This window comes from Porphyromonas uenonis DSM 23387 = JCM 13868, assembly GCF_000482365.1.
Classification (GTDB): domain Bacteria; phylum Bacteroidota; class Bacteroidia; order Bacteroidales; family Porphyromonadaceae; genus Porphyromonas; species Porphyromonas uenonis.
On record NZ_KI535308.1, the window covers coordinates 218,504 to 231,946 of the forward strand.

Annotated in this window: 9 protein-coding genes; all 9 read left to right on the forward strand. The window is 54.1% G+C overall.

Going from position 1 to position 13,443, the window contains the following annotated elements; translation table 11 throughout:
• The first annotated feature begins 83 nt into the window (after nucleotides 1–83).
• The 9 genes from L215_RS0107480 (at nucleotide 84) to tgt (ending at nucleotide 13,357) form a co-directional block, all read left to right on the forward strand.
• Entirely contained in the window at nucleotides 84–1,523 is a 1,440-nt protein-coding gene (locus tag L215_RS0107480; RefSeq protein WP_025884175.1) for a YihY/virulence factor BrkB family protein, read from the forward strand.
• A 19-nt stretch (nucleotides 1,524–1,542) separates the two neighbouring features.
• Nucleotides 1,543–2,460 carry a patatin-like phospholipase family protein gene (locus L215_RS0107485; protein ID WP_025884176.1) on the forward strand — a complete coding sequence of 306 codons (918 nt, stop codon included), beginning with the start codon at nucleotides 1,543–1,545 and terminating at the stop codon, nucleotides 2,458–2,460.
• A 3-nt stretch (nucleotides 2,461–2,463) separates the two neighbouring features.
• Nucleotides 2,464–4,152, forward strand: a complete 1,689-nt coding sequence (locus tag L215_RS0107490; RefSeq protein ID WP_025884177.1) for an alpha-amylase family protein — start codon at nucleotides 2,464–2,466, stop codon at nucleotides 4,150–4,152.
• 555 nt (nucleotides 4,153–4,707) lie between these two features.
• Entirely contained in the window at nucleotides 4,708–5,679 is a 972-nt protein-coding gene (locus tag L215_RS0107495; RefSeq protein ID WP_027451578.1) for an IS30 family transposase, read from the forward strand.
• A 138-nt stretch (nucleotides 5,680–5,817) separates the two neighbouring features.
• A complete protein-coding gene (locus L215_RS0107500; RefSeq protein ID WP_025883000.1) occupies nucleotides 5,818–6,603 on the forward strand; it encodes a sulfide/dihydroorotate dehydrogenase-like FAD/NAD-binding protein in 786 nt (261 codons plus the stop codon).
• A gap of 30 nt (nucleotides 6,604–6,633) precedes the next feature.
• Nucleotides 6,634–8,109, forward strand: a complete 1,476-nt coding sequence (gene gltA / locus L215_RS0107505; protein ID WP_025883002.1) for an NADPH-dependent glutamate synthase — start codon at nucleotides 6,634–6,636, stop codon at nucleotides 8,107–8,109.
• A 25-nt stretch (nucleotides 8,110–8,134) separates the two neighbouring features.
• The gene (locus tag L215_RS0107510; protein ID WP_025883003.1) at nucleotides 8,135–10,750 is read left to right on the forward strand and encodes a primosomal protein N' family DNA-binding protein; all 2,616 of its coding nucleotides are present in this window, start codon (nucleotides 8,135–8,137) and stop codon (nucleotides 10,748–10,750) included.
• Nucleotides 10,751–10,822: 72 nt separating this feature from the next.
• Nucleotides 10,823–12,205: a DUF3078 domain-containing protein gene (locus L215_RS0107515; protein WP_027451579.1), complete on the forward strand. Its 1,383-nt coding sequence runs from the start codon at nucleotides 10,823–10,825 to the stop codon at nucleotides 12,203–12,205.
• 21 nt (nucleotides 12,206–12,226) lie between these two features.
• Nucleotides 12,227–13,357 carry a tRNA guanosine(34) transglycosylase Tgt gene (gene tgt / locus L215_RS0107520; RefSeq protein WP_025883005.1) on the forward strand — a complete coding sequence of 377 codons (1,131 nt, stop codon included), beginning with the start codon at nucleotides 12,227–12,229 and terminating at the stop codon, nucleotides 13,355–13,357.
• Nucleotides 13,358–13,443: the final 86 nt, after the last annotated feature.

Here is a 13,443-nt window from a genome sequence, read left to right on the forward strand (position 1 = left end):
CAGCGATTCGCCTTTATGCAACAGTCTCAAGTTGATGCGACACGCTTTGCAACTCTCTCCTATCCACCTAACACTATAAATATATGCCAGACAAGTCAAACTCCATACATAAGCACGAAGACTCTAAGCAGTCGTCCGTAGAGCACGCCTCTCGTAAGCCATCGATATGGTTACGCAAACTCAATGTGAGAGCCTACAAGGTGGTCCGCTTCCTCACGAGCGACATGTGGCACATACAGCCAGATGAGGTGGGTGGATTCAGACGTCTCTATATCAATACGCTCAAGGCTCTCTACATGGCCATCAAGGGCTTTATCGATCAGAGACTGAGCAGCCACGCCTCTGCGCTCACCTACCGCACGCTCCTCTCGATCGTGCCTATGCTAGCTATCATCGTAGCTCTTGCCAAGGGCTTTGGGCTACAGGGGACTATCTACGACTTCCTGATGACCTATATGCCAGGACACCAGAGCGAGGTGGAGACGATCATGGGCTTTGTGGAGAACTACCTCGGGCAGGTGCAGGGAGGGCTCTTCCTCGGAGTGGGTTTGGTGCTTTTACTCTACACCATCTTCCAGCTCTTGGACACCGTAGAGCAGACCTTCAACGTTATCTGGGGCGTACCTCGTGGGCGCGCACTAGGACGCAAGCTGACCGATTACATCACGATGGTGGTGCTACTGCCTATCCTGATGACGCTCTCCTCGGGACTGACGGTCATGATGGCGACGATAAAGAATACTTGGTTCAACGACTACATCTTCTTCACACCCCTGTGGGAGTTTATGCTGAAGTTGTTTCCATACGTCATCCTCATCTTTATGTTTGTGGGGATCTTCATCGCATTGCCGAATACGCATGTCAAGTTTGTCCCAGCCCTCATCTCAGGAGTCATAGCGGGTAGCGCCTTTCAAGTGTTGCAAGCGCTCTATGTGAGCGGTATCTTGTGGATCTCTAAGTACAATGCCATCTATGGTGGATTTGCAGCTATACCGCTCTTGCTCTTGTGGCTACAAGTGGTGTGGACGATCACACTCTTTAGTGCTAAGCTCTGCTTCTCAATACAAAACGTGGTCAACTTCACCTATGCCAAGGATGCGACCAACATCTCTCACCGCTACAAAGACTTCATGACGGTGATCGTGATGGCGCATATCGTACAGCGCTTTCTGGACCATACGGAGCCTAAGCCGCACAACATACCCTCTCTCTCGGAGGCTTGTCACCTGCCAATCAACCAGACTGGCGAAATCATCGCTCAGCTCCTAGAGGAGGATCTAATCATTGAGGCGGTCTATAGCTCTCGCGACAAGGAGCAGCACTACAACCTTGCGGTAGACCCCGACATGCTGACCGTGGGATATCTCCTCGACCGTATGGATCGCTCGGGACATCGCAGTCATATGCTCACGCAGCAGCAGTTTGCCGAGGAGTGGGAGCTGGTAGTTGCCTCGCGACACGCCTTTACCGAGCCACCACTGACGACACTGCTCTCAGACCTACCTCTAGGCAGAAAGCTTTAACTATCTAGATGAATCTGTCATGGCACTCAACACTTCCGATCTAAAAGCTCAAGGAGAGCGTCTCATCGAGCGCAGCTCTGCCCTCATATCCACTTCGCTCGATAAGCTAGTAGAGCGTATACGCACATGGACCCACGGCAGTCGCCCCACTTTCGGACTAGCTCTCTGTGGCGGAGCTGCACGCGGGCTAGCTTACATCGGGGTCTTTCGCTTTCTAGAAGAGCATAACGTACGCCCTGACATCATCGCTGGGACGAGTGTCGGATCGCTCATGGGCGCACTCTATGCGGATGGCTACAGTAGCGAGGAGATCTATGAGCTGTCGTCTCAGTTTGGCTTCATGAATATGACCTCGCTGACCACGCCTCGGCTCTCTCTGCTGAAGACCCATAAGTATCAAGAGTTTCTCCGGAGCACGCTACGCCACCAGCGCATCGAGGAGCTACCGATACCCATGCACATCATCGCTACCAATCTCAACAAAGCTGAGGCGCATGACTTCACCGAGGGCGATCTAGCCTCTGCCGTGGTGGCCTCCTGCTCGATACCGATCCTCTTCGAGCCAGTCGTCATCGATGGCGAGCAGTATGTCGATGGAGGGGTCTTTATGAATCTCCCCGCACGGCCTATCCGTGAGTCGTGCGACTTCCTCCTAGGGATCAACCTCAGCCCAGAGGTGGACAATACGCCTACGAAAAACATACTCCGTCTCTCTGACCGTCTCATACGTATTATGATGCGTGCCAACGTGACTATTGACCTAGAGCTATGCGATGTCGTAATCCAGTCGCCCCTACTCTCACACTTTGGCGCCTACGATGTGTCTCCCGTAGACATCATCTCAGACATCGGCTATCAGCTCATCAGCAAGGCGTACGAAGAGGAGGAGCCGTTTAGAGAGATCATCGATCTACTCTCTCAGAAGGGCAAAGCGTAGGCTATGCGCACCGTCATCTACTCCACGCTGGTTCGTCTATGGGGCAATCAGAAGCCTCACGCTCAGCTGACGCCTCATGGTACACTAGCGCAAAACGGCACCGGCACGCTTGAGGACTTTGACGACGCGGCTCTTGATTACCTCACTTCGCTAGGCGTCTCTCACCTGTGGCCGATAGGGATCATACGCCACGCCACCCAGACACCTTTGCATAGCTGGACGGACTGTCCTGATCAGCACCCCGACATTGTCAAGGGGCAGGCGGGATCGCCCTACGCTATCACCGATTATTACGACGTACACCCCACCATCGTGCGGGACCCGATGAAGCGAAGAGAGACTTTTCGCTCTTTCGTAGACCGTTGCCATCGTCATGGGTTGAAGGTGATCATAGACTTTGTGCCAAACCATGTATCACGTCAATATGACGGTACTCACACGCCTGAAGGGGCTACACCGCTAGGCGCTCAGGATGACAGGAGCAAAGCGTTTGACCCAGATAATAACTTCTACTACCTACCTGGCTCCTCGCTCCAGCTACCCAACCGCTCCTCTAGCTATCACGAGGAGCCTGCCCGTGTGACGGGCAATGACTGCTGGTCTGCTACCCCCTCTGCCAATGACTGGTACGAGACGATCAAGCTCAACTACGGCGTGGACTACCGCTCCGATGGGTCTCGAGTCTCACACTTTGACCCTATACCCGCCACGTGGCTCCAGATGCGAGACATCCTCTGCTACTGGGCTGCCGAGGGGGTGGACGGCTTTCGCTGTGATATGGTCGAGATGGTACCCGTAGCGTTTTGGCACTGGGTCATACCGCAGGTGCAGGAGAAGTATCCCGTCATCTTTATCGCAGAGATCTACCAGATAGACAATTACCACAAGTACTTAGAGGAGGGGTCCTTCGACCTACTCTACGACAAGAGCGGACTCTACGATACGCTCTACCAAGTGGTTACCCAGGAGCGCTCGGTCTCTGCTATCGAAGAGCGACTCATATATAATAAGGAGTACGCTCCCGACACGCTGCTCTACTTCCTAGAGAACCACGATGAGGTACGCCTTGCCTCACCTTACTTTGCCGACACGGCTCAGCGAGGTCTCACCGCTATGACGCTGCTCGCACTCGCTACCGCTAGCCCCCTACTCCTCTACGCCGGTCAGGAGTATGGAGAGAGAGGCATCGATGCCGAGGGGTATAGCGGCCCTGACGGGCGTACCACGATCTTTGACTACTGGAGCATCCCCGCTCTAGGTCATCGTGACCCTGCCGACCCGACCTATCAGAGCTACCTGTGGCTGATGCAGTGGGCGCAGCACCCAGTCATCCTCAGGGGTGCCTTTCACTCGACACAGGAGCAAGCTCGTCAGTGGGGGGGCTTCAATGCTGAGCGCACCTACGGCTACCTAAGACTACTAGATCCCGCAGAGCAACAAGCAGGCGATACTATCGGAATCGCTGTCCTAGGCAACTTTACGGCCGACCCGCAGCGCTACCCGCTCTTCCTACCCTCTCTAGAGAAGGCTTCTGAGCGGCAGCGTCTTCTTCGTGTGACACGCCACACGCCACTAGAAAAGCCTCACGAGCAACTCTACGCCTTCCAACCGTGGGCTCCGCTCGTCATCGAGCTAGCCCCCTTCAGCGTACAGATTGTCGAGCTACGAAGCATCGATAACGCCAACTTATAATTTCCTACCTAGGAATTTCCCCAATAGCTACCTAGGAATTGGCCCAATTCCTACGTAGGAAAGAAAAAATTCTTCGGAGGAATCAAATGAAACTTCGGAAGAATCAAATCATAAGTCCGAAGAATTTGCCCATTTCCTAGGTAGCAAATCAGAAATATCTACGGAGGAATTTGGCAAATTCCTAGGTGGAGACTGTTGCATAAAGGCGAATCGCTGTGTTGCTTTCGGGATTCGGCTTCGGTCACATACGGAGGTATGCTCCCTTCAGACCTCACCCTCAGCGCCTTGCGCTTCATCCTTTCTGCAAAGTCTAGACAACAGTCTCAGGTAGGAAATGAATCGAGCTCATTTTTGTCATGCATCGCCGTATTTTCCACTCCAAAATGCAATTTGGAGTGGAGCTCGCCCTGCTCCGGACGCCCCCTCCTCTCCAAGGAGGGCGGGAGGAGCAGGTAGCGAGCTGCCGAGACGAAAAAAGGGACGATGCGCTCACCGTCCCTTTAAGGTTAATGCAGTATATTTGCTGTGGAAACAAAAACTTAGCTATATACAAGTATGCATCTAACCCAAGCGCAAAGATACGAAATTGCTGCTCTTCTGAAGACTAACACGCCTCAAAAAAAGATCGCAGAGGTCATAGGAGTACACCCTAGCACCATCTGTAGAGAGATTAAGAGGAACTTGACACCCGCTGGCAACTATAGCCCTACTCAGGCTCATATGTTTGCCAAAGAGCGACAAGACTGGAAGAACAAAGCAAGAGCTAAATTGACGAACGCTATGAAAGCTGATATTGTCCAGTGCATTGTAGAGCATAAATGGTCTCCAGAGCAAATTGCTGGAAGGCGAAAGCTGGAGGGCAAGCCGATGGTCGGTAAGACCTCCATTTACAAGTTCCTGCATCAAAACAAGAAAGCTGGAGGCGATCTTTACAAACACACAAGGCATGGGCTAGCTTATCGCAAGCGACGCCTGGCCGTACCAATAAAAACAGACTGGCCTAAGCGAAAGTCCATAGAGACTCGTCCTAAGTGCATTGACCAGAAGGAGCGAGTAGGAGATTTTGAGATGGATACCATTATAGGCAAAGAGCAGAAAGGAGCAATCCTAACGCTTGTAGAGCGTGTTACAGGCTTTACTATCATACGACTTCTGGAGCATGGCAAGGATGCCAAAGCCCTAGCCAGAGAGGTGAATAAAGCCCTGAGGTACTACAAGAAGATGGGACTGTTACACTCGATCACAACCGACAATGGGAGTGAGTTTACCAAGTTTAAGACCATAGAGAGGTCTCTCAAAACGCACGTCTACTTTGCCCACCCCTATCAATCCTGGGATAAGCCTCATATTGAGTACCTAAACAAACTGCTACGCCAGTTTATTCCTAAGTCCTCTACTTTCGAAGACTTAACTGACGAAGACATTAGACGTTTCCAGAACCTGCTAAACAACAGACCTCGTAAAAACCTAAACTATAAGACACCCAATGAAGTCATCAAAAACATCATTCTTGAGAAATTGCATTAGCGGGTGGAATGTACGCGCTGACAAATTCCAGTCGAATTGGTGGCTAGGTGGTAAAAAAGTCGTACCTTTGGCAATACCTATCTATAGGTACCCTATCGAGACCATTCTTGATTAGCTTATATCATTTCACACAACGCTATGAATCGTATAGTCAGTAAGACTTTTCTCTCCGAAAAAGTAGCCAAGCTGGTTGTCGAGGCACCTCTGATTGCCAAGTCACGCCGTGCTGGACACTTTGTCATCGTACGTGTCACCGACCACAGTGAGCGCGTACCCTACACTATTGCCGATGCAGATGTAGATGCCGGCACGATCACACTGATCGTCCAGGCTGTCGGCGAGTCCTCTCAGCGGCTTGTCGCTCTGAACGCTGGGGACATGATCCACGACATCGTGGGACCACTAGGGCAAGCCACCCACATTGAGAACTTTGGCACCGTAGTCTGTGCTGGTGGTGGTGTCGGTATGGCGCCGCTCTACCCTATCGCCCGTGCACTCAAAGCTGCTGGCAATAAGGTCATCGTCGTAGCTGCAGCTCGTACTAAGGAGCTCATCATACTGGAGAAGGAGTTCAGAGAGTTTGCTGACGAGGTCATCATCATGACCGACGATGGCTCCTATGGCACTAAGGGTCTCGTGACTGATGGTGTCGAGTCAGTCATCAAGCGTGAGAAGGTAGACCTCTGCGTAACGATCGGGCCCGCTATCATGATGAAGTTTGTCGCTCTTCTTACGAAGAAGTACAACATTCCCACCACCGCCTCACTCAATACCATCATGGTCGACGGCACTGGCATGTGCGGTGCTTGTCGTATCACCGTCGGAGGCAAGACACGATTTGTCTGTGTTGATGGACCTGAGTTTGACGCTCACCAGGTAGACTTTGACGAGCTACTGATGCGTCTCAATACCTATAGAAAGTAAGTATCACACTGAGCTAACCACAATATTACAATGACAGAACAAAAGGATCTGGTCACCGCTCGTCGCAACGAACCTTGGCGCGAGGAGCTTCGCAAGGCACATACAGGTAAGGAGCGCATGGCTATACCTCGCGTCAAGATGACCGAGGTGGATCCACATGAGCGTGCTCACAGTCTAACGAAAGAGGTCAACTGCGGTCTCACCGAAGAGGAGGCTCGCCGGGAGGCTATTCGCTGTCTGGACTGTGCCAATCCCTCTTGTATGGAGGGTTGCCCCGTATCTATCAACATTCCCTCTTTTATCAAGAATGTAGAGCGTGGTGACTTTGCCGCTGCAGTGCACATCATCCGTGAGAGTAGCTCGCTACCCGCTGTATGCGGTCGTGTATGCCCTCAGGAGAAGCAGTGTGAGAAGCACTGTATCTACACGGAGAAAATGAAGCGTGACGCCGTTGCTATCGGTTATCTAGAGCGCTTTGTCGCAGACTATGAGCGAGAGAATGGACTATACGAGCTACCCGAGATGACACCAAAGAATGGGAAGAAGATTGCCGTCATCGGTAGTGGTCCTGCAGGACTCTCCTTCGCTGGAGATATGGCTCGCTGGGGGTACGATGTGACTGTCTTCGAGGCTCTACACGAGGTCGGTGGCGTACTGAAGTATGGTATCCCCGAGTTCCGTCTTCCTCTACGAGTGGTCAATGCTGAGCTCAAGATCTTGGAGCAGATGGGCGTACACTTTGAGACAAACGTCGTCGTAGGTCGTACGCTCTCTCACGAGCAATTAGAGGAGATGGGCTTCGCAGGCATCTTCGTAGGTAGTGGAGCTGGCTTGCCCAACTTCATGAATATCCCTGGCGAAAACCTCGCTGGTGTCATGAGCTCCAACGAGTACCTCACCCGTGTCAACCTAATGGGTGCTGGCACCGAGGGTGCTGAGACGCCGATCTATAAGGGAGACGTGGTCGCTGTCATCGGAGGTGGTAACACCGCTATGGACTCAGTCCGCACGGCACTCCGCCTGGGTGCTAAACGCGCCATGATCGTCTACCGTCGTAGCGAAGAGGAGATGCCCGCACGTCATGAGGAGATCCTGCATGCTAAGGCAGAGGGCGTTGAGTTCCTCACGCTACACAATCCCATCGAGTACGAAGGCAACGAAAAGGGCAAGGTGTGCCGTATGAAGCTACAGCGCATGGAGCTTGGCGATCCTACACCTGATGGACGTCGCAAGCCTGTCCCCATCCCTGGAGCTATCGATGAGGTAGACGTAGATGTCGTCGTCGTGAGCATCGGCGTTTCGCCGAACCCGCTCATTCCACGCTCTTTCCAAGGTCTGGAAGTTTCACCTAAGGGGACCGTCATCGTCAACGAACAGAATCAAAGCTCTATCAAAGAGGTCTACGCTGGTGGCGACATCGTCCGTGGTGGCGCGACAGTCATCCTCGCTATGGGTGACGGGCGCAAGGCTGCTGCCAATATGCACGCAGCTCTGAGCCAGCAGTAACTCAGCATAGCCAGTAGTCCTGCCTATGCTGGCGCGCATCATCTTACCTCTAGCCCTCGAGGAGGAGTACACCTATCGTGTACCCGAGGCCCTGTGTGAACAGGCGAGGGTGGGTATGCGTGCTCTAGTACAGTTTGGCAGTAAGCGCTACTACTACGCTATCATATCTCAGCTGATCGAGGAGTCGGACAGACCTCTCGGTCAGCTGAAGTCTATTATAGCCCTACCCGACCGAGAGGCGATAGTGACTCAAAGTGAGATCGACCTCTGGCGCTGGGGCGCTACCTATTATATCTGTTCGCTGGGCGCTTGGCTCACGGCTGCTATACCGAGTAGCTACCTACCCTCTAGCGAGACGCAGGTGGCGTGGCGAGAGCCTGACGAAACGCCCGAAGGCGATCAAGCGACCGACTACAAAGCGACCGAGCTATCGGAAGAGATACGTCGTGAGCTCCTCTCCATGCGAGGGCATCAGGCGAAAGTAAGCAAGCTGGCGAAGATACTCGGCGATCGTATCTATCCCGAGATAGACCGACTCCTTCATGCTGGCGTACTCATCGGCAGCGAGTCCATACCACGCTACAGTCGATCCGTACAGGTCGGCTCGCCAGCCGTGCAGTTTGCTGAGGAGCTATGCTCCGAGGAGTCCCTCTCCGAGCTTGTTGAGAGCCTCTCGCGAGCCAAAGCACAGAGAGCTATGGTAGAGCAAATGATCGACCTCCTCTATCAGCATGAGTTACCGCTCGACACACCCCTACTCCGAGAGACACTCGTTGGTCGGGACACCAATAGGCAGGCGACCCTCCGCGCACTCATCAAGCGGGACGTCCTGCGAGAGACTGCGACACTCTCCGATCCGCTCATACGCCCCACGGTACAGCGCACAGCCTCGGCAAACGAAGATAGCCGACAGAGCCAACTCTTCAAGTGTCTCATTGGCGAAATCTCCCGCCCCGTACTCTACCAAGCTACCAGCAATGAAGAGCAAATAGAGCTAGTCGTCTCAATGGTTGAGCAGATGCTACAGCGAAGCCCTTCGGCACAGGTAGCTATCTACGTGCCCCAGCTCTTTCTCTTTGACCAAAGCCTCCTCTACAGTGCCCTGCAGCAACTAGCTAGAGGGGGCAGAGCGGCACGACGGACGACTCCATTTGACCTAGTCCTGTACAGCTCCTCCACGACAGACGCTGAGCGGATGGCACTCCGTGCTAGACTCCTCGGGCTGACGCACCGAGAGCGTGGTCTCATCGTCCTCACCTCTCGTATGGGCAGCCTTCTTCCGCTCTCGCACTGTGATCTAGTCATCGTGACCGACGAAGAGAGCAGTCGCTACAAGCAGTCCGAGCCAGCGCCTCGCTATCATGCTCGTGACCTGACAGTTGTCGCCTGCAAGAACAGCCAGACACCGCTCCTACTGACTACCGTTGCGCCTTCTGCTGAAGCTCTGTACAACGTAGAGCGAGGATACTACTGCTCGCTCAATCAGCTAAGCGAACCGACCACTCCAACCACTCCGACCACTCCGAAGGCGCCACGCCCCTTCGAGCTCATCGACCTATCCCTACAGCGTAAGCAGGGCAAGCTTCCGTGGGGACAGATGCTCTCCATAGAGCTACGCAAAGCTCTCCTCGACCAGTGCCAGGCGGGACACAAAAGCATCCTCCTCCTCAATCGTCGTGGCTATGCCCCGCATCTCGTCTGTAGACATTGCCAGAAGACCCTCCAGTGTCCCAATTGTGATGTCGGACTGGTCTACCATAAGTCCACGCAGAGCGTCAGCTGTAGCTACTGCAACTTCTCCGCGCCCGCTCCTCGTGCCTGTCCTCATTGCCATCAGAGTGATACGCCAACTCTAGGCAAGAGCGAAGCTCCGACAGATAGCAACCTTGGCGCCTTCAGCATACAGGGCTACGGCGTGGAGCGTATCGCCGAGGAGCTCACGCTCTTCATTCCGTCTGAGATTCCCATCCTGGAGCTCAGCGCTTCGCAATATTATAATAAGGAGTCGCAGCAACGGATGCGTCAACTGATACGTAGCGATGAGCCAGCCATCCTGGTCGGCACCTCGAGCCTTATCTATCTAGATGCCATCCGCAATGTGGGGCTTATTGGTTTGGCAAACCTAGACCAACTGATCGTAGGCGATGACTTTAGAGCTAACGAGCGAGCCTATGCTGCGCTCAGCCGATTCGGAAGTAACTACCCCACGGCACAGCTTTACATACAGAGTTACCAGACCGACACCCCACTACTGGACAGTCTGCAGGACGGAGCCACGGCAGAGCCTTATGGCGTAGGCGAGCTAGCTGAGCGGAAGTATCTCCACTTCCCCCCCTACGTACGCCTCATCTACATCTATGTACGAGGAGCCTCCGAGGGTGACGTCTGCTATACCGTAGCGACCCTATCACGTCTGATGCAGGCAGAGCCGTTTCAGTCACTATGGCAAGCCTCGGCACCCATTGCACCCTACGTGTCTTGGGTGCGTATGCGCCATATTCGCTATATTTGCATGAGAATACGTCCCTCCAGTTCCTGGCGGGAGGTGCGTACGCAGATTTGTCATATTATCTCCACGGTACAGAAGAGCGCTATCCAAGCGCGACGAGTACAGATCTACTGCGATGTAGATCCTCTCTAGCGTCCTGACGAGCCAGCTCCTCAACTTGATCGTGAAGTCTTATAACCCATTATAGTCCCCTGAATAGTATCCATGTATCACTATCGCTTTACCTTATTACTACTCATCACCCTCCTCGGATTGCCTCCACTGGTAGCACAGACACCCCACTCAGCAGAGAGACACAGCATGGCAGACAGCGTCACGGCACCCTCCGTCGAGCTCACCACGCTCAAGGTGCAGTACCTCCTCAACCGCACCAATCCCGTAGCGCCACTACCCAAAGAGGTACTCCCCACGACGCTCCTGGTGCAAGCTCCCCTCTCGTCAGCCGTGAGCGTCATCACCAGTGACAAAAGCAACGAACTATCCCTAGACTTACCTACCACCTTGGTCAGCAAAAGCGACCCACTCGCTACAGCACTGCACGGAGAGGAACTACAGCTCCCCGCACTACAGCAATACTACGAGCGTAGCTTGCAAAGCGTCAACCAGCTCAAGCTCGCCAGCCCAGCACTGATCTCTCGTCAGGAGGGAGACCTACTGGCGCACCGTATCGACATAACCACCGTCGGGGGGTCAAAGCCCATCGTCGCAGCAACCGTCAATACGCCCTTTGCAGGCGTTGATGCGTCAGACCAGCTCCACGGCGTCACGCTAGCCAGGAAGTATTGGTTCCCTGGGTTAGAAAGCAGCATACAGTTTAGCCAGACCTACATCTCTCCAAACTGGCACAAGGGAGGTAATAGCGCCCTGGCACTCCACAGCAAGCAGCTCCTCCGCCTCAGCTACGAGCGGGACAAGGTCAACTGGCTCAACGAACTAGAGTGGCGTATCGGTCTCAACGCCGAGATACGTGACTCACTCCAGGGGTACAACATCTCCGACGACCTCCTCCGCCTGCGTAGCAACCTAGGCATCAAAGCCTTCAAGGGGTGGTACTACTCACTCGATGTAGAGGCACGCACACAGGCTTTTGAGCAGCGCTCAGAAGACAAGAAGGTGCTTTACTCGGCCTTTGCCTCACCACTCACGCTCACTGCTGGTCTCGGTATGAAGTGGGTCGTAGACAACAAGTCCAAGACCCACTACGGTCGTCGCTTCCGACTCGATCTCAACATCGCTCCCCTCGCCTATGACTTCAAGTGGTCCGCACGCAAGGATATAGATATGACCCGACATGGCTTTAAGGAGGGTAAAAACATCTACAGCGCCATCGGCTCCATGCTGCGCGCCAATATGATTTGGGACTTCACCGACACCTTTGCTTGGGAGTCGCGACTCTACTACAATACCAGCTACAAGCGCATCGAGACGGAATTTGAGAATTCACTCATCTTCGCCTTCAGTCGCTACTTCTCCACCCGTGTCAACGTCCTGCTTCGCTACGACGATGCGGTACCGCTCACCCCAGAGAATAGATCTCGCCTACAGATCTACCAGATGCTGACTGTCGGCTTTGACTTGAAGATTTAATCCTTCCCCCACACTGGCACTATGCAGTTTACCATAGACCACACCTGCCCCCATAGCGACGCACGCACTGGTGTCATCAAGACCGCCCACGGAGATATACAGACCCCCGTCTTCATGCCTGTGGGTACCGCTGGAGCCATCAAGGCGGTCACGATGGAGCAGATGGAGCAGGAGACCGATGCGCGGATCATCCTCGGCAATACTTACCACCTCTACCTGCGTCCCGGCATTGAGATACTCAAAGAGGTCGGTGGGCTCCACCGCTTCGGCACCTGGAGCAAGCCTATCCTGACCGATAGTGGAGGCTACCAAGTCTTCTCGTTAGCTGCCATGCGACGCATCACCCCCGAGGGAGTCACCTTCGCCTCGCACATCGATGGCTCCAAACACCTCTTCACCCCCGAGCGGGTTATGGAGATAGAGCGCGCCATCGGAGCGGACATTATGATGGCCTTCGACGAGTGCTGTCCAGGCGATGCCAGCTACACCTATGCCAAGCAGTCACTAGACACCACCGAGCAGTGGCTCGACCGCTGCCTCAAGCACCTCGAGCAGACCCCGCCACTCTATGGCTATGAGCAGGCACTCTTCCCGATCGTGCAGGGATGCGTCTACCCCGACCTCAGACGTCGAGCTGCCGAGCATATCGCTTCGCTAGGCGCCCCAGGCAATGCCATCGGCGGACTAGCCGTCGGCGAGCCTACCGACAAGATGTACGAGATGATCGAGCTGACTAATAGCATCCTCCCCAAGGATAAGCCTCGCTACCTGATGGGTGTCGGCACACCCGCCAACATACTAGAGGGCATCGCACGAGGCGTCGACATGTTTGACTGTATCATGCCCACACGCAATGCCCGCAATGGTCAGCTCTTCACCTGGCAAGGTACCATCAACATACGCAATGCCAAGTGGCGCACCTGTCACGAGCCGATAGACCCCGAGGGCACCGCCACGACCGACCACCGCTACACCCGCGCTTACCTCTACCATCTCTTTAAGGCGCAGGAGATTACGGGGCTCACACTGGCCAGCATCCACAATATCGCCTTCTACCTCGACCTGGTCAATCAAGCGCACGACCACATCGTCGCAGGCGACTATACCGACTGGATGCGCAGCGTCCTACCCGCCCTCACCCGCCGCCTGTAGACCATCACTTCATAGGCAAAAGAAGCTCGCGGTTTGTTGTTCTTTTGCCTCCCGATCTTCCTTGAGACGGCTTAGCTACGCTACGA

Coding starts and splice junctions, on each gene's coding strand:
- L215_RS0107515 (WP_027451579.1), top strand. CDS start 10,823: ATGTATCACTATCGCTTTACCTTATTACTACTCATCACCCTCCTCGGA.
- L215_RS0107490 (WP_025884177.1), top strand. CDS start 2,464: ATGCGCACCGTCATCTACTCCACGCTGGTTCGTCTATGGGGCAATCAG.
- gltA (WP_025883002.1), top strand. CDS start 6,634: ATGACAGAACAAAAGGATCTGGTCACCGCTCGTCGCAACGAACCTTGG.
- tgt (WP_025883005.1), top strand. CDS start 12,227: ATGCAGTTTACCATAGACCACACCTGCCCCCATAGCGACGCACGCACT.
- L215_RS0107495 (WP_027451578.1), top strand. CDS start 4,708: ATGCATCTAACCCAAGCGCAAAGATACGAAATTGCTGCTCTTCTGAAG.
- L215_RS0107485 (WP_025884176.1), top strand. CDS start 1,543: ATGGCACTCAACACTTCCGATCTAAAAGCTCAAGGAGAGCGTCTCATC.
- L215_RS0107510 (WP_025883003.1), top strand. CDS start 8,135: ATGCTGGCGCGCATCATCTTACCTCTAGCCCTCGAGGAGGAGTACACC.
- L215_RS0107500 (WP_025883000.1), top strand. CDS start 5,818: ATGAATCGTATAGTCAGTAAGACTTTTCTCTCCGAAAAAGTAGCCAAG.
- L215_RS0107480 (WP_025884175.1), top strand. CDS start 84: ATGCCAGACAAGTCAAACTCCATACATAAGCACGAAGACTCTAAGCAG.